Below are 18868 nucleotides of genomic sequence, written 5' to 3'. Positions count from 1 at the left end.
ATCCTTTGCGCATTTATAAGACAATTTCGTACTAATATCATTTTGAATTTGGTTGCACTTTGGTGGATTTTTCCTGTTTATCCATCATGTCTAGCTGACGAGAACCACACTTTGCCAATACGTTTTCCCGTTCTTTATTGGTATAACTAGTCCATGCACAAATTTCGGTGATCGTCCGAAAACAACCTAAACAAACATCTTCTGCGTTCAAGCAACAATTACGAATACACGGAGATGAGATTTCCGTCATAACAGTTTTCCTATGAGAAAGGTGCTAAACATCTAAAGTAGAATTAATGGGCAATAAAACTTGTAGCAACATTTTGGTCAGTAAATTCAGTTTCCGCCAAAGCGGGCTTAATTTGCCATTTCACGTCATTACAAAATTCGAGAAAAGAAACAAATAAACTTTGTTCGTCTAGGTCGGCTTCTTCAATATCTTGTTCTTTAACATCCAAAGACAAAATAATAAGAGTATTTCGACTTGTTGGTAAGCTATGGAAAAACAAACTTAATTCATCGCTAGGAACATCACCAATTAATACCGGCATAATCGAAAAATCGGTTAAACACGTTTGTAGATAGGGCAACTGAACTTCAATCCGAGCAGAGTGGTAATGCGCAGTATCATCTGCAACAACAAAAGGTAATTTTTGCAACTGCGTACTTAGGCACTTGTTAATTGGGACTGCACCTAGAGGCGTGGTGAATTGATCACATGCCGGTACATGAATGCCAGTAGACTCGCCTTCTATGCAGCTAATCACAACCACTTGATCGATTACAGAAGACACTTTTGAAAGGTGCCTATAGGCGGCAGCGGTTATCTCACCACAATTTTGTATCGCATTGTGAGGAACGACTAACGCATAGGGCTGTACATTCGCTATTGGGTAAGCCAATAACAACTTGGCTACAACGGTGATGAGCTCATCAGCGTCGGCAGGATAATTATGACCTGCGGCACATGCTGGACGAATGACCATTAAACAACTCTGTCTGTAAACATATAGAATAGTATAGATGACAACGAGATTACAGCTAATTTAAATCGACATTTTCTACGATTCATTTATTCAATGATGACTATCGATTTTTGTAAATATTAATTTTAAGCAGGAAGCAATATACTGCTCACATACCAACTTAGAGGAAAAGATTATGTTTACAGTTATATTTGGTCGTCCAGGATGCCCATATTGCGTTAGAGCGAAAGAGATCGCTGAACAACTAGTTGAACAACGAGACGATTTTAAGTTTCGCTATGTCGACATTCATGCTGAAGGCATTAGTAAAGCGGACTTAGAAAAAACCGTTGGTAAGCCTGTTGAAACAGTTCCACAGATTTTTGTAGACCAAACACATGTTGGCGGTTGCACAGAATTTGAAGCTTACGCAAAAGAAAACCTAGCGTTATATCAATAAATTTGTCAACGTCCTTACGTTAACTGTTAAGGGCGTTTTCATCTATTTATTGTGTAAACAAATTGCATTAACTTGTTGGAAACAATCGTAGTTAAAATGTAACAAATTGAATTTTAGTGTTTTTTATTAAACAAAATATTAAATTATGTCTTCTAAATTAGCTTTTTATTAGTAAAGGCTAAGCTAACGTCTTCGAATTAGCCGCTATATTGTCAATATTATCTTCTATAAACCGTTAAAACTCATGTTAAAAACGGTTGGGATCAGCTATTCTTCGCTTTTTTTACAACTGCCTCAGATATTATGCGATTTCCCGGACGTCGAAAGTACAAACATTATTTCCCTGTTGAACAAAAAGATCCTGTCAGTAACAAGATCGATACCGATGTTTTATTAAAACATCCCTATGTAGTTGGCATTGACCAAACCATAGTTGATATCGAAGCAGATGTGAGCCAAGAATTGCTCGACCAGTTCAGCTTAAAAGTCGGACAGTCGCAATTAGTTGCCCCAGACCTTGCTGAAAAGCTATATGAATATTTACTTGAACAGAAACTAATCACTGATCAACACGCAGGCGGTACGATTGGTAATACACTTCACAACTATTCTGTTTTAGCAGATGACCGTTCGGTGCTCTATGGTGTGATGAGTAAAAACATTCAAGTAGGTAATTACGCCTATCGCTACTTATGCAATACGTCGTCAAAAGTTGACTTGCAACAGTTACAACCCGTCGATGGTGCAATAGGTCGTGCATTCACCTTAATTACACCAGACGGCGAACGTACCTTTGCGATTGACTCCGGTGTGATGAACAAACTGACCCCGGATTTTATCAATGAAGATTTGATTAAAAACGCCAGTGCATTTGTTATCAGCGCCTATTTTACTCGTTGTACAGGTGACGACACATTAGATAAAGCGACTCTTCAGGCTATAGAGTACGCCAACAAACACAATGTCCCTGTTGTACTCAGTTTAGGCACTCGATTTGTCATCGAAGAAAAACCACAATGGTGGCGCGACTTTATCAAGCAACATGTGCAAATTATCGCAATGAATGAAGATGAAGCTGAAGCCCTTGTTGGCAGTAACGATCCACTTATCGCCTGTGAACGAATGTTAGAACTCGTTGACTTAGTGCTTTGCACTGCGGGTCCTGTGGGACTTTATATGGCAGGTTACACCGATGAAAAATACAAACGTGAAACGCAGCGTCCGTTGCTGCCAAGTTCGATTAGCGAATTTAATCGATATGAGTTTTCCCGCCCATTAAGTCGTGCCGTTTGTGATAAACCTATTAAAATCTATTCTTATATCGCACCGTATATGGGTGGTCCTGAAAAAATCACCAATACAAATGGGGCTGGTGATGGCGCATTAGCCGCGTTGTTACATGACATCGCTGCTATTGACTACCACCGCATGAACGTACCAGAGTCGAGCAAACATGTTGTGCCAGCATTAACATACTCGTCGTTGGCTCAAATTTGTAAATACGCCAATCGTGTTAGTTTTGAGGTGTTATCTCAAAGCTCTCCACGTTTATCTAAAGGCTTACCAGAACGCGAAGATAACTTAGAATCGGCTTATTGGCACTAGTTGCTATTTAAGTTCGAGCAGAGTAATTAATACGAAACACCTAATAAAATGCCCACTAAAAATTAGTGGGCATTTTTTTTGATGAATACATTGTTTTTTATAAACTAATTGTTGATTACTAACTGGCCATTTTGCCAACTTTTAACCAAAGGATTGACACCGAACGTATAGGCAAGCTCAGCTGGATGTTCAATTTCCCATAAGCACAAATCCGCTTTTTTACCTACTTTCAACACGCCTCTATCTGTAAGTCCCAGTGCTTTAGCTGCATTTAACGTAACCCCTTTTGTTGCTTCTTCTGGCGTTAACTTAAATTGGGTACATGCCATATGTAACATGAGTTTTAATGAGCATAACGGCGACGAACCTGGATTATAATCACTGCCGATGGCAATGGGGACATTGTGCTCCCGAAGCGCAAAAATAGGCGGTAACTTAGTTTCACTCAATGTATAAAATGCCCCAGGTAATAATACGGCCACAGTGTTTTTATGTGCCATTTGTTTTATGCTTTGCTCAGACAAATACTCCAAATGATCCGCCGATAGGCCATCAAATTCAGCCACTAACTCAGCGCCACTTAAATCACTCAGTTGTTCAGCGTGCAACTTTACAGGCAAACCCAGCTCATCTGCTGCGGCAAATAACCGTGACATTTGCTCTCGTGAAAACCCAATGCCTTCACAAAATCCATCGACCGAATCGGCTAAATCAAGTTCCACGACTTTAGGTAAGCTATCGGTAATCAAATAGTTAATGTAATCATCAGCACGGCCAGCAAATTCGGGAGGCAACGCATGGGCTCCTAAAAACGTGCGTGAAACCGACACAGGCAATTGTGCCTTTAGCTGACTAGCTACACGTAACATTTTGATTTCATTGTCAGTATCGAGACCATAACCTGATTTGATTTCCACTGTAGTTACGCCTTCGGAAATTAGCTGTCTAACTCTCTTTGTCGCACTAACTAATAGTTGTTCTTCATGTGCCGCTCGCGTTGCTCGAACTGTGGACAAGATCCCGCCGCCCTGCTCCGCAATTTGCTGATAACTAACGCCTGTCAACCGCTGCTCAAATTCTTTAGCTCGGGAGCCGGCAAAAACCAAATGGGTATGACAATCAATTAGCCCTGGTGATAAATAGTGGCCATTACCGTCAATAATTTCAGCGGCTTCAAACTCAGGAGCCGTTGACTCTGGGCCTAACCAAACGATATTGCCATGACGTAACGCAATACAACCGTGCTCGATCAAACCATACGACGCCGAGACACTCTCGTCCATCGTCATCAGATTTACATTTTTTATCAGTAAATCAACCACTTGATTTTCAGTCTGTAAATTCATCTAAACAGATCCTTAATTTTTCGTTTGGAATGCAACCATACAACAATTTAAAAGTTGTATATACATCTTTATTGTGGCATTTTCTCATTTAATCGCTAATGTGACAAATTGGATTGAATCAAGTATGGCAGCAAAATTTGAGCTAATAAAAAAATACATCTTAGAAAAGATCGAATCTGGCGAATGGCAAGAAAATGCTCCCGTACCATCAGAAAACAAATTGGCTGAAGAATTCAGTGTTTCAAGGATGACAGCACGCCGTGCATTAGAAGAATTAAGCCAAAAAGACATTTTGGTGCGAACGAAAGGTTCAGGTACTTACGTAGCTTCGTTAAAGTCTCAAGGCTCCATGTTTGAAATTCGTGATATCGCAGATGAGATAAAAGAGCGAGGTCATGAATATTCTGCAACAGTTATTGAACTGGGTGAAATCGATGCAATTGCAGCCACTGCTATTGCCCTTGATGTAAAAATAGGGGCGCAAGTACACCATTCAGTCATCGTTCATAACGAAAACGGCAAGCCTGTGCAAGTGGAAGAACGATTTGTGAACCCTGAAATGGCCCCCGATTATTTAGGTCAAGACTACACTGAAATTTCGCCGCACGAATATCTATCGCAAGTTGCACCGCTAACCGAAGCACGTCACACGATAGAAGCCATATCTTCAACCCAACAAGTATGTGATTGGCTAAAATTAGTGAAAGAAGAACCTTGTTTGCAACTCATTAGACGCACTTCAAGCAAACAAGGCGTTGTGTGCTTCGCACGAATTATCTATCCGGGTTCTAGCTATCGACTAAGTGGACAACTGACCTTTCCCGACAATTAAAAACCCTGATAAAGCAAAATACCCATGACGTTCTACAACAATAGTTTGGTAAAAATAACAATAATAAAACCAATTTTACCCCTCTAAAAAGAGAGAATAAAATATGAAAAATGAAAGATTAGACCCAACTCGCAATATCAAAGCCCCTACCGGCTCAACTATCACAGCGAAATCTTGGTTAACAGAAGCAGCCAAACGCATGTTAATGAACAACCTAGATAATGACGTTGCTGAACATCCGCAAAACCTCGTCGTATACGGTGGTATTGGACGAGCTGCGCGTGATTGGCCGTCGTACGACAAAATTATAGAAGTATTAGATCAACTCGAAAATGATCAAACTTTACTGGTTCAATCAGGTAAACCAGTTGGCGTGTTTAATACTCACGAAAACGCGCCTAGAGTATTAATCGCAAACTCCAACATAGTGCCGCATTGGGCCAACTGGGAAACCTTCAACGAACTCGACAAAAAAGGCTTGATGATGTACGGCCAAATGACCGCGGGGTCCTGGATCTACATTGGCTCTCAAGGCATAGTCCAAGGGACTTATGAGACATTTGTTGCAATGGCAAAACAACACTTTAATGGTGAAGCCAAAGGACGTTGGGTATTAACTGGTGGACTCGGTGGCATGGGTGGCGCACAGCCTTTAGCAGCAACTATGGCGGGCTTTTCAGCGCTGGTAGTGGAATGTGATGAATCACGCATTGATTTCAGAATTAACACCCGATACGTCGATAAAAAAGCGACAACGCTAGATCAAGCATTATCCATGATAAATGAGGCAACCAAAAACGGCGAAGCCATTTCAGTTGGCCTTTTAGGTAATGCTGCAGATATTTTCCCTGAGCTAGTAAAACGCGGCATAACCCCGGATATCGTCACCGACCAAACTTCTGCTCACGACCCACTTAATGGTTACTTACCCATTGGCTGGACAATGGAACACGCTAAAGAAATGCGTCTAAAAAACGAAGCTGCCGTCGTTAAAGCCGCAAAGCAATCCATGGCAGTTCAAGTTCAAGCTATGTTGGATTTGCAATCTGCCGGTGCTGCGACCACAGATTACGGTAACAACATCCGTCAAATGGCATTAGAAGAAGGTGTCACCAACGCGTTTGACTTCCCAGGATTTGTACCGGCTTACGTGCGACCACTGTTTTGCGAAGGCATAGGGCCATTCCGTTGGGTGGCGTTATCTGGTGATCCGGAAGATATCTACAAAACAGACGCTAAAGTAAAAGAACTTATTCCGGATAATCCACACTTACACAATTGGTTAGATATGGCACGTGAACGAATTCAATTTCAGGGATTGCCTGCTCGCATCTGCTGGATTGGGCTAAAAGACCGTGCGCGTATCGCACTGGCCTTTAACGAAATGGTGAAATCAGGTGAATTATCGGCACCTGTAGTTATTGGCCGTGACCATTTAGACAGCGGTTCGGTTGCCAGTCCAAACCGCGAAACCGAAGCCATGTTAGATGGCTCAGATGCGGTTTCTGATTGGCCATTATTAAATGCCTTATTAAATACAGCAGGCGGTGCAACATGGGTTTCTCTTCATCACGGTGGTGGTGTTGGTATGGGCTTTAGTCAACATTCTGGTGTTGTAATTGTCGCCGACGGTACAGATGAAGCCGGTAAACGAATCGCCAACGTGTTATGGAATGACCCAGCGACTGGCGTTATGCGACATGCCGACGCGGGATATGACATCGCAAAAACATGCGCAAAAGAACAAGGGCTTAATCTGCCGTCCATCGACCTTTAGTTCAGGCGAGGTTATCGAACGATTCGATTAATTCAATACGCTCACTCAATAATGTGAGCCATAAGATTTAAAAAGGTTACCCAATGTACACACTAAAATTGTCACCAGGTACGTTAACATTAGAACAAATGCGCCGTATATTTGATTCTCCAACGCAACTTGAATTAGACCCCGCTTGTTTTGACGCCATCAATCAATCGCAAAAAGCAGTACAACAAGTGATTGACGAAGACCGTGTTGTTTACGGCATTAATACCGGTTTTGGTTTGCTGGCAAATACCCGAATTTCAAAAGAAGAGTTAGCGGTTTTACAGCGGAAAATCGTCTTGTCTCATGCAGCCGGTACTGGCAAGTATTTGTCGGATCGTGTTGTCAGACTCATGATGGCCCTTAAGATTAATTCACTTGCACGTGGCTATTCCGGGATTCGTTTACAAGTCATTCAAGCCCTCATAACCTTACTTAACCATGAAGTATACCCATGTGTTCCTGAAAAAGGCTCTGTTGGCGCATCAGGTGATTTGGCGCCGCTAGCGCACCTTGTACTGCCCCTATTGGGCGAAGGGGAAGTGACCATAAACGGTAAAATCCACACAGGTTTAGAAGGCATGAAATACGCTGGCCTAGAGCCAATCGAACTTGCTCCAAAAGAGGGGTTAGCGCTATTGAACGGCACGCAAACGTCTACGGCATTGGCACTTCAAGGTTACTTTTTTGCTCAAGACTTACTTGCATCGTCAATTATGATTGGCGCAACTACAGTAGAAGCGGCGATGGGTTCGCGCTCACCATTTGACGAACGAATTCACTTAGCCCGTGGACAACAAGGACAAATCGATATTGCCGCGGCATTTAGAGATGTCCTTGGGGACGGCTCAGAGGTCGGCAACTCTCATGTCAATTGCGAAAAAGTCCAAGACCCTTATTCACTTCGTTGCCAACCGCAGGTGCTAGGTGCGTGTTTACAACAGATAAGAAATAGCGCTGAGGTATTAACGATAGAAGCAAACGGGGTAACTGACAACCCGCTCATTTTTATCTCTGATGAAAGTACCGATATTATCTCAGGTGGTAATTTTCATGCTGAACCTATCGCTATGGCCGCCGACAATATGGCACTAGCGATTAGCGAAATTGGGGCATTATCAGAGCGTCGAATGGCGATGTTGATAGATTCAAACCTCAGCAAATTACCCCCATTTTTAGTTGAAAACGGCGGGCTAAATTCAGGCTTTATGATTGCTCAAGTTACTGCGGCGGCACTGGCTTCTGAGAATAAAACATTTGCCCACCCGGCCTCTGTAGATTCTTTGCCAACCAGTGCTAATCAAGAAGATCATGTATCAATGGCAACTTTTGCAGCCAGACGTTTATCTGACATGGCTGAAAATACCTTCACGATCTTAGCTGTAGAATGGTTAGCGGCATGCCAAGGCCTTGATTTTAGAACCCCACTAAAATCCTCAAAATTAGTGGAAATAGGCAAGTCTCGATTACGAGCTGTTGTGCCATTTTACGACGAAGATCGTTATTTCGCACCGGATATGGAAAAAGCAAAACAGTTATTGCAAGCACGCGCCCTCGCAGATTTATTGCATTAAACTGGTATTCATAAAACCATTATCATCCGTAAAAAGGCACAACTATGGTTGTGCCTTTTCTATTTTAATACTTAGATCCACTTCCCAACTGGAACTTTAGGCTGAAACAGTACTGTGCAATTCAAAAATACGTAAAATCAGTCCCTAGTTTCTTCAAAAACATAAACCAAAAAATGACAAATGGAGTAATATCTACGCTTATTTTTCCAATGATGCTTCCCCGCACTAAAAACAAGGATACTTCAAGGACATTATGTCTAGAAAACGCCAAATGATTGATGCCATCAAACTAGGTTGGCCAATCTCATTACAAAACACATTAGTGACTTTACTTGGCATGATCGACGTTATCATGGTCAGTCATATAGGCGATGCTGCCATTGGTGCCGTAGGCCTCGGCAATCGCGTTTTATTTGTTGTTATGGTAATAATTTTTGGCCTCAGTTGGGGGGTCGGGATTTTATCTGCGCAGTACTACGGTGCGCAACAAACCCATAAAATAAGACGAACCATTGTTATTGGATTTTCAATCTCTGTCGTTGCCCTACTGCCTATAATTATTGCTAATTACTTTTTTGCCAGTGACATTATAGGCTTTGGTTCTACCGATTCTGAAGTCATTGAGCTAGGCACGACGTACCTATGGTTAGCCGCACCAAGCCTCATTTTTGTTGCGGTTATTCAGATCCTTGAAAATGCTTTGCGAAGTGTTAACCAGGTAAAATTGCCATTACTGTTTAGTGTTGTCGCAATAATTCTTAATATTGTTTTAAACCTGTGGTTAATTAACGGTGGTTTTGGCGTCCCAGCTATGGGAGTTGCAGGTGCGGCCTTGGCAACAACGATATCAAGAGGTGTACAAGCGGTTGTTATGGTCGTTATGTTAGTCAAAATGGACCACTTCTTGGCCGTTCGATTAACTGATTTTTACCAAGCCAATGATTTAAAAGAATGGCGTAAATTGATTATTCTTATTGTGCCTATGATGTTTAGTTTTGGCGTGTGGGCATTAGGTTCATTTTGTTATCAGTTAATCTTCGGTCGACTTGGAACAAATGAACTCGCCGTAATCAGTATGTTACTGCCATTAGAAGGCATGTTTTTATCACTCTTTTTTGGTATTGCTGCGGCATGTTCAATTACCATTGGCCAACATTTAGGGGCGGAACGAAATCAACAAGCCTGGGAAGTTGCCAAAACATTTACCTTTCTATCACCGCTTGTAGCCATAGTTATTGGATTGATTGTCATGGCTTTTCGGGATTTAATATTGTCTCCCTATGAAGGCGTGTCGCCCGTTACGTTAGCAATGTCTCATCAAATATTTTTCATCATTGCCGGTTTTGCGTGGTTGAAGGTGATTAATTTAACCCTTGCGATGGGAGTCCTTCGTGCAGGTGGGGATAATAGATATTGTTTAATAACGGATACAACCTGTATGTGGCTGATCAGTTTGCCACTTACATGGCTTGCCGCATTTTATTGGCACCTTGACTTCAAATGGGTTGTTTTAATTTCTTATTCAGAAGAATTAGCTAAAGGTGTAATGTTTGGTTGGCGGATGCGCAGTAAACGCTGGATCCGCAACCTAACACATTAATCAATCGTTTAACTTTGTACCTGTTTCCGGCTCAGTTGGGGAAAAGTATCGTTTAATTAAATATGCGGTACCAACCCCACTGACAAATCCCCAGAAATGCGCAGCCCAAGATATATATGGGTTAAAGCTCAGTATCGATAAAACCGCACCACCAAATAGAAACAACGAGACAATCGCAATGGCCCAGCTTTTAATGCTTGGATGAAAAAAAGCGTATCCAAACAAAAATCCTAATAAACCATAAACTAGACCTGATGCGCCAACTACAACACCCGCCTGAGCAAATAACCAAGTCCCGATGCCAGATCCAATAACGCTAAATAACATAACTAATCGAGCACGTTTACTGCCAACTGCCATTCTCACCAATATGCCTGTACCCAGCAGCGCAATACTATTTGAAACAATATGACCGATACCACCATGCAGGAACGGTGAAAATATCATGCCGAATAAACCATCTAGGCGCCGAGGACGAATACCAAACTGATTTAGACTTATACCCACCAATAAAACATCAATAACAAAAACAGCCCACATAATTGCTAAAAGAATAAAGATATCTTTAGGGATGATTTTTTTTGTCATCGATTAGTCCAATTGCTTAATGATTTCAGCTAATGCCACATCTTCTACATCTAATACTTGTACAATGGCAACAAATAAATCGGCAGAAAACATTCCTTTACTCACTTTACTGCGCAGATTTTCAGGCGTCATTACAGTGCCAACGACTTCCAATTTCTCTGCTAAATCATTGTATTTTAATCCTTTTAGCATCATAGCTGAACGTATATATCTGGCAATGGCTTGCTTATAGGGCGTCATTGCTTTTCGATTATTCACACTTTGAGTTTGATCCATCTCACAACCTTCTATTGAAATAGTGTGATCCAGTCTTAATATTGATGGTATAGACTGATCACGTTTCAGAACATAATTTATAACACAAAAAAGAATCAATTCGCAATTTTTGTGTTTCTTTATTGACATAACAAAACATAGTGTTATATTCGTGACCTATGTTACACAAACATATTAAGGAAGCTAACATGAGCTGGAGTAACACAACTTTAAAAGATCTCGCCCAAGAACAGTCCAACTGGGTTGTTGAAGCAGAAGGCGATTGCCTAACAATTGCAAATGACGAAGGCATTGATGCTTTTGTCTATGTCGGAAATCAACAAATTATTGTTGAAACAGCTTTGTTTCCGGCCAGCGATGTATCAGATGTAGCCGCTTTAGATGCGCTTATTCTGCGTTCACATCACTTACTGCCGTTAACCGCTATATGCATTAACAAAATAGGCAACGAAGATTACTACGTCGCATTCGGCGCATTGTCCGTCGACAGTAAAGACTCTGTAGTAATAGAAGAAATTGAAACACTATTTGCCAATACAGGCGAGTTTTTAGATTTATATAACCAATACCTGACACAGGAGCACGCAGCATGAGCTTAAAAAAATTATGGAACGCATTACGTGGTGCAGCAAACGAAGGTATCGAAGCCGTTGCTGATAGCCAATCAATTCGCATTTTGGATCAAGAATTACGTGATGCAAAATCAGAACTTCGTGCTTGTGACGAAAACCTAACAAAGATTATGGCCAAACGTAAAATGGCAGAATCGAAAGTTAAAGCGTTACAAAATGACGTTGCGACTTACACTGATCACGCAATAGCAGCGAGCGAAAAAGGCGATGAAGCATTAGCGATTGAATGTGCAGAACGAGTAGCTGATTTAGAAAACTCGTTAACTACTGAACAACAAATTTTGGCTGGCTTTACGTCATCTGAAAAAACGTTAAAAGCTAATATAAGCAAAGCTAAACATAATGTTCGTCGTATGGAACAACAAATCGACCAAGTGAAAGCGACAGAATCTGTGCAAAAGGCACAAGTTGCTGTATCTAGCAGACACATGGGCGCCAACAGCAAAGTAAAAACAGCTTTGGATAGTTTAGAACGTATAAAAGACAAACAAGCTCAGCGCAGTGCCGAACTTGAAGCCGCTGAAGAGTTAGCTGAAGAAGAGTCAGGTGGCGATTTAGAAAACCGTTTAAAACAAGCCGGCATAAGCCCAGGTGGTGACAAAAGCGGTAGTGACAAATTGGCTGAATTGTTAGCCAAGAAAAAAGCGTAATTGCGATTAAACTTAAAAAGCAGCCTAGATCACTCTATGCTGCTTTTTTTGTGTTATAAGAATAGTTGTCTAATCAAGAGAGAACATTATGTTTAGCAAATTATTTGGCAAGTCAAAAGAAAAAGCCAAAGTAGCAACGCCGGAAATAATGGGCCTGCGCATTGGCGGCAGTTTTGACATCGACCCACTGTTGTTACGACTATCAGAAAGCGAACTGATTACAGATGGCTGCGCACCAACTCACATTATCCAAGCTGCTGGTTTGGTCGATATGGACGGTACTTTTGTTTTTCGATTTTATACCGACGACGACGCATTTCTCCAAGTCATCGCCGAAGGTGGTAAAGAAGAACACAACATTATTGATGTTAAATTATTCCACTTTTACGATACGCAAGACATCCCAACCCAAGAATTATGGGACGATTTGTTGAAAAACAAAATTGGTCAACCAAGCTATCAATTACTCGACCATACGTTTGAGCGAGTCTGGACGTCCGCTGGTACTTATCATAATCCAGTTCATATGTGTGAAAATACATTTGACGAAAATGGCGAGTCGAGTGAAACAGATCAGTTTACGATGTTGTTCGAGCGACCAATTTCGAGTAATAATACAGAATCATTATTTTTGTCAGCTGAAGAAAAATTAGAACCTGGCGGTTATTTAAGTCGTTGCCTAGTGATGAGCACCGGGATAACACTTTCTGCGACACAAATACAAATTCACGGTTAGAAAAACAACAGTTTAAACAAGGAACCAACATGGAACATCAAGACTTACTTAGCGGCGTGATTAATTTCGCACTCTACTTTAGCGTATCGATTGCATTTTTACTTATCTTCAAGTTTGCATATACGTTAGTGACACCTCACGACGAATGGCGTCTAATTAAAGAACAAAAGAGTACGGCTGCAGCAATTGGATTTGGTGGTGCTATTCTAGGTTTTTCTCTTGCACTCGCGGGCGCTGCAACCAACTCAATTTCAATTGTCGACTACGCCACTTGGGCCTTAATTGCATTAGTTGCGCAATGTTTGGCCTTTGCCATTATCCGCTTTGGATTTATGCCTAAAATTGTACAACGCATAGAAGACAACGAAGTGAGTGCTGGCATCATGCTAGGCGTAGTTAACGTTGCAATAGGCGTATTAAATGCGGCTTGCATGAGCTACTAAGGAGACCGATATGAAACGGACGAAAATTATCGATCTCAGCGCTATGCGCAAAATTAAACCGAGCTATCTAGTTAAGCCAATTACTTTGGCCGTGGCCGCTGCGATGTTATCTGCATGTGGTGGTGGAAATTCGCAAGAAGTGACATTTGTTAAATCTGTCGATGATTGTGTTAGCAATACCGACTTTACGTTAGCACAGTGCGAAGTGGCTTATGAAAAAGCCCTTGAAGAAGCTGAAAAAACAGGGCCAAAATACAAATCGATGGCCTCATGTGAATCTGAGTTTGGTCCACAACAATGTTTAACTGACCGTTCAGGTTCGTTTTTCATGCCATTTATGGCGGGTTTCATCGTTAATCAATTGTTATTCGACCGCAGTAGAAACTACTACGGTGGTTCGTATAATCCAGTCTATCGTTACAACCGCCCTTATTCTCGTTATCACGACACACTTATGCTTTCCGACGGTACGTCAATTGGTAAGTACGGTAAAAATAAGTTTAAGGTAAGTAAATCAGCAACATCACCTAAACCCAAAATCACAAAGACGGTTTCACGTGGTGGTTTTGGCTCGGTTGCTTCTGCCAAATCAAGTTGGGGCGGTGGTAAATCATCAAGCTCTAAAGGTTGGGGCGGTTAATGCTTCGGCAGGATATTAAACAAAGAAAAGAATGGCAAAAAAAAGCGGCTGAATTCGGGTTTAAATTTCACACAATGCACGGTGAAACTTACTGGGACGAATCTGCTTTTTACCAATTTTCGTTGAACCAAATCGAAAATGATTTAGAGCAACCGACCGAAGAAATTCATCAAATGTGCCTCGAAGTTGTTAATCAGGTTGTTCACGACGAAGAATGGTTAACTAAGTTTAAACTGCCACCGAATCAATGGGAGTTTATTCGTGACTCCTGGTTAAATGGCGACCCTAGTTTATACTCGCGCCTCGACTTTGCTTATGATGGAAAAAATCCTGCAAAACTTTATGAAAACAACGCCGATACACCAACCAGTATTTACGAAACTGGATTCTGGCAATGGCTGTGGTTGCAAGATAATGTCGACGGAGGCAAGTTAAATCGTGGCGCCGATCAATTCAATAGCCTTCAAGAAAAATTGGTAAATCGATTTTTTGACCTGCAAGTATTAACCCCAAACCGCACCTTACATTTTGCCTGTTGTAAAGACACCGAAGAAGACCGCGGAACAGTTCAATATTTAGAAGACTGTGCAAATGCCGCAGGAGTTAACTGTAAATTTGTCTATGTTGAAGACATCGGGGTTGATAAAAATGGCAACTTCACTGACCTAGACAACCAAGTTATTACCTGGATGTTTAAGCTGTATCCTTGGGAGTTTATGATGGCCGAAGAGTATGGTCAGTTTCTTGGCACAAACAACATTCGATGGATTGAACCGCCTTGGAAAGCCGTACTTTCAAATAAAGCCTTGATGCCAGCTCTTTGGAAAATGTTTCCAGATCACCCGAATCTTTTGCCATCTTTTTTTGAAGATGAGCTTAACAAAGCTGCAAATTTTTCAAGTTTAGTTAAAAAGCCGCTATTTTCTCGAGAAGGTGCAAATATCTCTATTATAAACGGTGGAAAAGAAAAAACAGAATCTGACGGTCCCTACGGAGACGAAGGCTTTATCTACCAAGCAACTCATTTTTTACCTAAGTTTTCAGATAATTACACATTAATTGGAAGCTGGTTGGTAGACGATACCGCCGCTGGGATTTCCATCCGTGAAGATAAAAGCCCGGTCACTCAAGATATGAGCCGCTTTTTACCCCATATAATTCTAGGCTAATTAAGTAATTTGGCCTAGAATAAAAAATAAGCATGTAGCTATCTAGTTAGATATAAACGGTTGCGGAAAAGGACATCTCAGTTGGTTAAAGTTAAAACAAAGTATTTTTTTCTTTTTACTTTCATTTCTTCATTGATTTTTGTTAATCAATGTTTCGCTTCAGACCATCCCCTAAAAAATATTCCTTGTTGGTTAACCGACCTTTCCTCTACGCCTGGTCATAGTGTTTATGGTGTCGCAAGAAGCTTCAGTGCCTCCGCTAAAGCACCAGAACATTTTGCAAAATTGAACGCAATAAACAATTGGCAACTGGCCAATGGCTTATCAAAAATAACTACAAAACAAGTTTTAACCGATTTAGACGAGTATTACACTGGTAAAGACATGCTCTATTTCAACGACGTATTTACCGACAAGGGCAATATCTACGCCCTAGTGTCAGATCAAAAACTCACGGTTAAACCGGCTCGAAATTGTAATGTCGATGAATGTAATTTAGAAAGTTGTGAACCAAATTGGTTGTGCAGTGGTCAAAGTAATGACATTACTTTGCTAGGGATCTCAGCTCCGGCTGTACATCCTAACGATCCACTTAAACATATGATCGATAATGCACAACAACTTGCCCGTACAGTCAATCTTGCCCATGTAAAAGGCGAAACATTTTTACTCAATATTGACAGTACGTATGTTAAGACATCTAACCTGCAACAAACTTTTAAAATAGATGAACTTGATCATCAGGTAAACCCTGTTAAAGTTGGAAAAATGTGCCATTATAAAAGCACATTGATCAGTGAGATATCTTTTACCTATGGTAAAGTTTATCGAGGACATGACTGGTTAAATACACCTAACATAGGTGGAGTTACCGGGGCCATTGGCCATGCGAAAGGAATAACGTCAACTGGTAGAATGAGCGATTTGCTAAACTTAGCTGCTCGCCGCGGACTGTTTGCCCTTGCAAAAGCAAAGAATATCAATGTTGAAAACGACGTAGAAATGTCAATTTCGAATAGTGGTTTTTACTCTCTGATACGTAAAACACATCAGACAACGGAATCGCTCATTTCGGCTTATGTAGCTGATATGAAGATGGAACTTAACGAGAAAGTTCAACCTGAAATATATATTTGGTTATTAGAAAATAAGGGTACATTATGAAACACACAGTTAAATTGGCGACGGCGCTAACTCTCTCTGCACTTTTAGCAGCATGTGGCAGCACACCTGCAGACAACATGGCAGAATTAAACAAAAACATTCCTGAGTGGGTTTTAAACCCAGTTCTTGAAGATGGTATCGCATCATCAGTTTGTGTTGCATCATCAGGTCATATGTCAACAGACAAAGCTCAAGCAACAGCATTAGCTCGTGCAGAGTTAGCGCAACAGATTAATACACGTGTACGTGCGATGGATAAAACCTATCAAGAACGTATTAATGTAGGTGACCAAGCTCAAGTGGGTCAAACATTCACGTCAGTGTCAAAACAGATCACAAACCAATCATTAACAGGGTCACGTGTAATCAAAACAGCTTACGCTAACTTTGATGGCAAAAACCAATTATGCGTATTAACTGCAATGGGTTCTTCATCAACTAAAGAGTTGTTTGATAATATCCTTAAAGCCAGTGAGCGTAATATTTCTGTAAACCAAGAGCAGGTTCTTTATCAAGAGTTTAAAGCGCAAAAAGCGCAAGAAGAACTTGAAGCTGAACTTGAAAAAATGCAATAAAATGCATCACTATTAAGGGGTCCACGACCCCTTAATACTTTTGACTGGAATATATTGTGAAAACACTCTTTGGCTTAATCGCCTTTACAGCTTTATTTGCCACTATCGTTTATGCTCAACCTCCACAAGTATTGGGTAACGTTGTAGATATTGACGGGAAAGTGACCATTCACAATGAAGGTTCTCCACGTGGTAAAAGAATCAAAAAAACGCCTCAAGACATAGAACTAAACCAATTTGTTCGAACTTATGCTAATTCAAAAGCACGCGTGACTCTAACAGATAATTCCAAGATATTAGTCACAGAAAGCTCCACTTTAGAATTCCAAGATGATCAAAATATCGTTGTAAACGAAGGTAAAATTTTATTTTCGATCAATAAACGCGAAGCAACGCGATCACTAAATGTCATCACAAAAACAGCCGTTATAGGTGTTAAAGGCACACGCTTTTTGGTTGAAACTCGTGGTGATGAAGCATTTTTGCATTTAGAAGAAGGCGAAGTTGAAGTTAAATCACTCGCTGAAGAGTTTGACGACTACAAATCTGAATATGAAGCGTTTAAAAAACAGTACATGAAAGAGTTTAGCGACTTCAAAAAATCGATTACGATTACCTCAGGCACCTCTCTAAGCTTAGGAAATAAAGGATTATTGGAAGTCCCTACGCCAGATAAAATCCAATTATTGTTTGATGAATTAGATGCCGAGTTTGAATCAGACCCAGTGCAAAATGATATAGAATCTAGCTTAGAAAATGATGCTAAAACAACCCCAGAAGATGGCTTATTACATTAGTAGCCTACCCCTCTTATTTCCCGAATTAGCATTTAATTGTCTACGGAGTTAGGCAGTGATGAGAGCACAATAAAAGAGCCTCTATATGTGTTTCCGTAAACAATTTTAACGGCCAGTATGACATAGCGAAGAAGATTGTTTTGCTGATTGAAGATACAAATTAGCTGCCTAACAGCAGCTAAAAAAGATCCTATTGTCTATTTGACGGGAGAAGGTTCATATGTGTTATGTAGCGGTAACAAATTATTACGAATCTTCTTTTTCGTAATTATCCATGGCTTGCTTAATTTTTTTCTTTTCCCATTTTTCACCAAAAGGTTTGAATACTATATAACCATGCGCTCCGATGATTAAAGCGAAAGATATGGCGCAAGAAATTAATGCCCCTAAGTTTTCCCCACCGTTATAATTTGGTACGAAAAAAAGAATAAAAACTCCTAACAAAAAGAATGACAGAAGATAAAATTCTTTTTTTGATTGCACTTCAGCCTTAGCTGCTTTTTCTAACTTTTCTCGCTCAAATTCAACTGGTATTTCATGGGATCTATTTTCGCAATGGTTTTTACTTTTTAATTCATTTATATCGACATTAAATACCGATGCTAAAGCTTTCAATGTTTCAACACCAACACTTTCGCCTTTTTCGGCACGTTGAATTGTTCTAATATTTAAACCACTTAGTTGGGCAAGCTGCTCCTGAGACCAATTATTCTTTTGTCTTAAAGACTTCACATACATAACCATTGTCCATTAGATCTATATTATTGCCTAATCATAGCTGAAGATTAACCTGTCGGTAACGACAAACGTATGACAAAAGTACGACTGTGCCCGCTTTAGCTACATACGCTTACTTAAGCGGAAAAATATAGTTGGCTAAAATGTTGAACGAAGTGAAAACAGGCAACTGTATTTTTTCCGTTTGAAGTTCTTGTTACTTATTGAACCTTCTCCCCGAAGTTTAGCTTTTAGCTAAACTTCAAGGCGACCAAACCAAAAGGAGAAAGCTCAA

Annotated in this window: 21 protein-coding genes; 15 read left to right on the top strand and 6 right to left on the bottom strand. The window is 40.6% G+C overall.

Features of this window, described 5'->3' with window-relative positions; genetic code table 11:
- Nucleotides 1-37: 37 nt before the first annotated feature.
- Both Q4575_RS17365 and amrB read right to left on the bottom strand, forming a co-directional pair.
- Nucleotides 38-250 (bottom strand): DUF1289 domain-containing protein, encoded by a 213-nt coding sequence (locus tag Q4575_RS17365; RefSeq protein WP_303523663.1) that lies wholly within the window; start codon nucleotides 248-250, stop codon nucleotides 38-40.
- A 43-nt stretch (nucleotides 251-293) separates the two neighbouring features.
- Nucleotides 294-986 carry an AmmeMemoRadiSam system protein B gene (gene amrB, locus Q4575_RS17360; RefSeq protein WP_215963992.1) on the bottom strand — a complete coding sequence of 231 codons (693 nt, stop codon included), beginning with the start codon at nucleotides 984-986 and terminating at the stop codon, nucleotides 294-296.
- A gap of 175 nt (nucleotides 987-1161) precedes the next feature.
- On the opposite strand from amrB, the gene Q4575_RS17355 reads away from it, so the two are divergent.
- Nucleotides 1162-1425, top strand: a complete 264-nt coding sequence (locus Q4575_RS17355) for a GrxA family glutaredoxin (RefSeq protein WP_215963993.1) — start codon at nucleotides 1162-1164, stop codon at nucleotides 1423-1425.
- Between the two features lie 303 nt (nucleotides 1426-1728).
- Nucleotides 1729-3030: an inosine/guanosine kinase gene (locus tag Q4575_RS17350; RefSeq protein ID WP_215963994.1), complete on the top strand. Its 1302-nt coding sequence runs from the start codon at nucleotides 1729-1731 to the stop codon at nucleotides 3028-3030.
- 104 nt (nucleotides 3031-3134) lie between these two features.
- On the opposite strand, the gene hutI is transcribed toward Q4575_RS17350, so the two are convergent.
- Nucleotides 3135-4376, bottom strand: coding sequence for an imidazolonepropionase (hutI, locus tag Q4575_RS17345; protein ID WP_215963995.1), 1242 nt, complete (start codon nucleotides 4374-4376; stop codon nucleotides 3135-3137).
- A gap of 124 nt (nucleotides 4377-4500) precedes the next feature.
- On the opposite strand from hutI, the gene hutC reads away from it, so the two are divergent.
- The 4 genes from hutC to Q4575_RS17325 all read left to right on the top strand — a co-directional run bounded on the left by hutC (nucleotide 4501) and on the right by Q4575_RS17325 (nucleotide 10186).
- Nucleotides 4501-5208, top strand: a complete 708-nt coding sequence (gene hutC, locus Q4575_RS17340; protein WP_215963996.1) for a histidine utilization repressor — start codon at nucleotides 4501-4503, stop codon at nucleotides 5206-5208.
- Nucleotides 5209-5311: 103 nt separating this feature from the next.
- Nucleotides 5312-6985 (top strand): urocanate hydratase, encoded by a 1674-nt coding sequence (gene hutU, locus Q4575_RS17335; protein ID WP_303523662.1) that lies wholly within the window; start codon nucleotides 5312-5314, stop codon nucleotides 6983-6985.
- An 83-nt stretch (nucleotides 6986-7068) separates the two neighbouring features.
- Nucleotides 7069-8586, top strand: coding sequence for a histidine ammonia-lyase (gene hutH, locus Q4575_RS17330; protein ID WP_215963998.1), 1518 nt, complete (start codon nucleotides 7069-7071; stop codon nucleotides 8584-8586).
- 253 nt (nucleotides 8587-8839) lie between these two features.
- Nucleotides 8840-10186: an MATE family efflux transporter gene (locus Q4575_RS17325; RefSeq protein WP_215963999.1), complete on the top strand. Its 1347-nt coding sequence runs from the start codon at nucleotides 8840-8842 to the stop codon at nucleotides 10184-10186.
- On the opposite strand, the gene Q4575_RS17320 is transcribed toward Q4575_RS17325, so the two are convergent.
- Both Q4575_RS17320 and Q4575_RS17315 read right to left on the bottom strand, forming a co-directional pair.
- Nucleotides 10187-10774: a rhomboid family intramembrane serine protease gene (locus Q4575_RS17320; protein ID WP_303523661.1), complete on the bottom strand. Its 588-nt coding sequence runs from the start codon at nucleotides 10772-10774 to the stop codon at nucleotides 10187-10189.
- A gap of 3 nt (nucleotides 10775-10777) precedes the next feature.
- Nucleotides 10778-11050 (bottom strand): DUF6471 domain-containing protein, encoded by a 273-nt coding sequence (locus tag Q4575_RS17315; protein ID WP_215964001.1) that lies wholly within the window; start codon nucleotides 11048-11050, stop codon nucleotides 10778-10780.
- A gap of 188 nt (nucleotides 11051-11238) precedes the next feature.
- Between Q4575_RS17315 and Q4575_RS17310 the strand changes: the two genes are divergently transcribed.
- The 9 genes from Q4575_RS17310 (at nucleotide 11239) to Q4575_RS17270 (ending at nucleotide 17856) form a co-directional block, all read left to right on the top strand.
- Nucleotides 11239-11643, top strand: a complete 405-nt coding sequence (locus Q4575_RS17310) for a DUF2170 family protein (RefSeq protein WP_215964002.1) — start codon at nucleotides 11239-11241, stop codon at nucleotides 11641-11643.
- Complete coding sequence (locus Q4575_RS17305) at nucleotides 11640-12332, top strand: PspA/IM30 family protein (RefSeq protein WP_215964003.1); 693 nt, start codon at nucleotides 11640-11642, stop codon at nucleotides 12330-12332. Before Q4575_RS17310 ends, Q4575_RS17305 begins: the two co-directional genes overlap by 4 nt.
- An 88-nt stretch (nucleotides 12333-12420) precedes the next feature.
- Nucleotides 12421-13068 (top strand): YjfK family protein, encoded by a 648-nt coding sequence (locus Q4575_RS17300; protein WP_215964004.1) that lies wholly within the window; start codon nucleotides 12421-12423, stop codon nucleotides 13066-13068.
- Between the two features lie 29 nt (nucleotides 13069-13097).
- On the top strand, nucleotides 13098-13511 hold the full coding sequence (locus Q4575_RS17295; protein ID WP_215964005.1) for a DUF350 domain-containing protein: 414 nt from the start codon (nucleotides 13098-13100) through the stop codon (nucleotides 13509-13511).
- A gap of 10 nt (nucleotides 13512-13521) precedes the next feature.
- A complete protein-coding gene (locus Q4575_RS17290; RefSeq protein ID WP_215964006.1) occupies nucleotides 13522-14151 on the top strand; it encodes a DUF1190 domain-containing protein in 630 nt (209 codons plus the stop codon).
- A complete protein-coding gene (locus Q4575_RS17285) occupies nucleotides 14151-15320 on the top strand; it encodes a glutathionylspermidine synthase family protein (protein ID WP_215964007.1) in 1170 nt (389 codons plus the stop codon). Before Q4575_RS17290 ends, Q4575_RS17285 begins: the two co-directional genes overlap by 1 nt.
- A gap of 81 nt (nucleotides 15321-15401) precedes the next feature.
- Nucleotides 15402-16484: a hypothetical protein gene (locus tag Q4575_RS17280; protein ID WP_215964008.1), complete on the top strand. Its 1083-nt coding sequence runs from the start codon at nucleotides 15402-15404 to the stop codon at nucleotides 16482-16484.
- Entirely contained in the window at nucleotides 16481-17059 is a 579-nt protein-coding gene (locus tag Q4575_RS17275) for an LPP20 family lipoprotein (protein WP_215964009.1), read from the top strand. Before Q4575_RS17280 ends, Q4575_RS17275 begins: the two co-directional genes overlap by 4 nt.
- A gap of 56 nt (nucleotides 17060-17115) precedes the next feature.
- Entirely contained in the window at nucleotides 17116-17856 is a 741-nt protein-coding gene (locus Q4575_RS17270; RefSeq protein ID WP_215964010.1) for a FecR family protein, read from the top strand.
- 246 nt (nucleotides 17857-18102) lie between these two features.
- On the opposite strand, the gene Q4575_RS17265 is transcribed toward Q4575_RS17270, so the two are convergent.
- Nucleotides 18103-18594, bottom strand: a complete 492-nt coding sequence (locus tag Q4575_RS17265) for a helix-turn-helix domain-containing protein (RefSeq protein WP_215964011.1) — start codon at nucleotides 18592-18594, stop codon at nucleotides 18103-18105.
- Nucleotides 18595-18868 lie beyond the last annotated feature (274 nt).

Origin of the sequence: Psychrosphaera sp. 1_MG-2023 (genome assembly GCF_030548245.1) — a bacterium.
Classification (GTDB): domain Bacteria; phylum Pseudomonadota; class Gammaproteobacteria; order Enterobacterales; family Alteromonadaceae; genus Psychrosphaera; species Psychrosphaera algicola.
The sequence above is the reverse complement of the archived record's forward strand: the minus strand, read 5'-3'. Positions and strand labels throughout refer to the sequence as shown.

Excerpts from the sequence above, each read along its gene's own strand:
- Q4575_RS17365 (WP_303523663.1), bottom strand. The coding sequence starts at position 250 with ATGACGGAAATCTCATCTCCGTGTATTCGTAATTGTTGCTTGAACGCA.
- amrB (WP_215963992.1), bottom strand. The coding sequence starts at position 986 with ATGGTCATTCGTCCAGCATGTGCCGCAGGTCATAATTATCCTGCCGAC.
- Q4575_RS17355 (WP_215963993.1), top strand. The coding sequence starts at position 1,162 with ATGTTTACAGTTATATTTGGTCGTCCAGGATGCCCATATTGCGTTAGA.
- Q4575_RS17350 (WP_215963994.1), top strand. The coding sequence starts at position 1,729 with ATGCGATTTCCCGGACGTCGAAAGTACAAACATTATTTCCCTGTTGAA.
- hutI (WP_215963995.1), bottom strand. The coding sequence starts at position 4,376 with ATGAATTTACAGACTGAAAATCAAGTGGTTGATTTACTGATAAAAAAT.
- hutC (WP_215963996.1), top strand. The coding sequence starts at position 4,501 with ATGGCAGCAAAATTTGAGCTAATAAAAAAATACATCTTAGAAAAGATC.
- hutU (WP_303523662.1), top strand. The coding sequence starts at position 5,312 with ATGAAAAATGAAAGATTAGACCCAACTCGCAATATCAAAGCCCCTACC.
- hutH (WP_215963998.1), top strand. The coding sequence starts at position 7,069 with ATGTACACACTAAAATTGTCACCAGGTACGTTAACATTAGAACAAATG.
- Q4575_RS17325 (WP_215963999.1), top strand. The coding sequence starts at position 8,840 with ATGTCTAGAAAACGCCAAATGATTGATGCCATCAAACTAGGTTGGCCA.
- Q4575_RS17320 (WP_303523661.1), bottom strand. The coding sequence starts at position 10,774 with ATGACAAAAAAAATCATCCCTAAAGATATCTTTATTCTTTTAGCAATT.
- Q4575_RS17315 (WP_215964001.1), bottom strand. The coding sequence starts at position 11,050 with ATGGATCAAACTCAAAGTGTGAATAATCGAAAAGCAATGACGCCCTAT.
- Q4575_RS17310 (WP_215964002.1), top strand. The coding sequence starts at position 11,239 with ATGAGCTGGAGTAACACAACTTTAAAAGATCTCGCCCAAGAACAGTCC.
- Q4575_RS17305 (WP_215964003.1), top strand. The coding sequence starts at position 11,640 with ATGAGCTTAAAAAAATTATGGAACGCATTACGTGGTGCAGCAAACGAA.
- Q4575_RS17300 (WP_215964004.1), top strand. The coding sequence starts at position 12,421 with ATGTTTAGCAAATTATTTGGCAAGTCAAAAGAAAAAGCCAAAGTAGCA.
- Q4575_RS17295 (WP_215964005.1), top strand. The coding sequence starts at position 13,098 with ATGGAACATCAAGACTTACTTAGCGGCGTGATTAATTTCGCACTCTAC.
- Q4575_RS17290 (WP_215964006.1), top strand. The coding sequence starts at position 13,522 with ATGAAACGGACGAAAATTATCGATCTCAGCGCTATGCGCAAAATTAAA.
- Q4575_RS17285 (WP_215964007.1), top strand. The coding sequence starts at position 14,151 with ATGCTTCGGCAGGATATTAAACAAAGAAAAGAATGGCAAAAAAAAGCG.
- Q4575_RS17275 (WP_215964009.1), top strand. The coding sequence starts at position 16,481 with ATGAAACACACAGTTAAATTGGCGACGGCGCTAACTCTCTCTGCACTT.
- Q4575_RS17265 (WP_215964011.1), bottom strand. The coding sequence starts at position 18,594 with ATGTATGTGAAGTCTTTAAGACAAAAGAATAATTGGTCTCAGGAGCAG.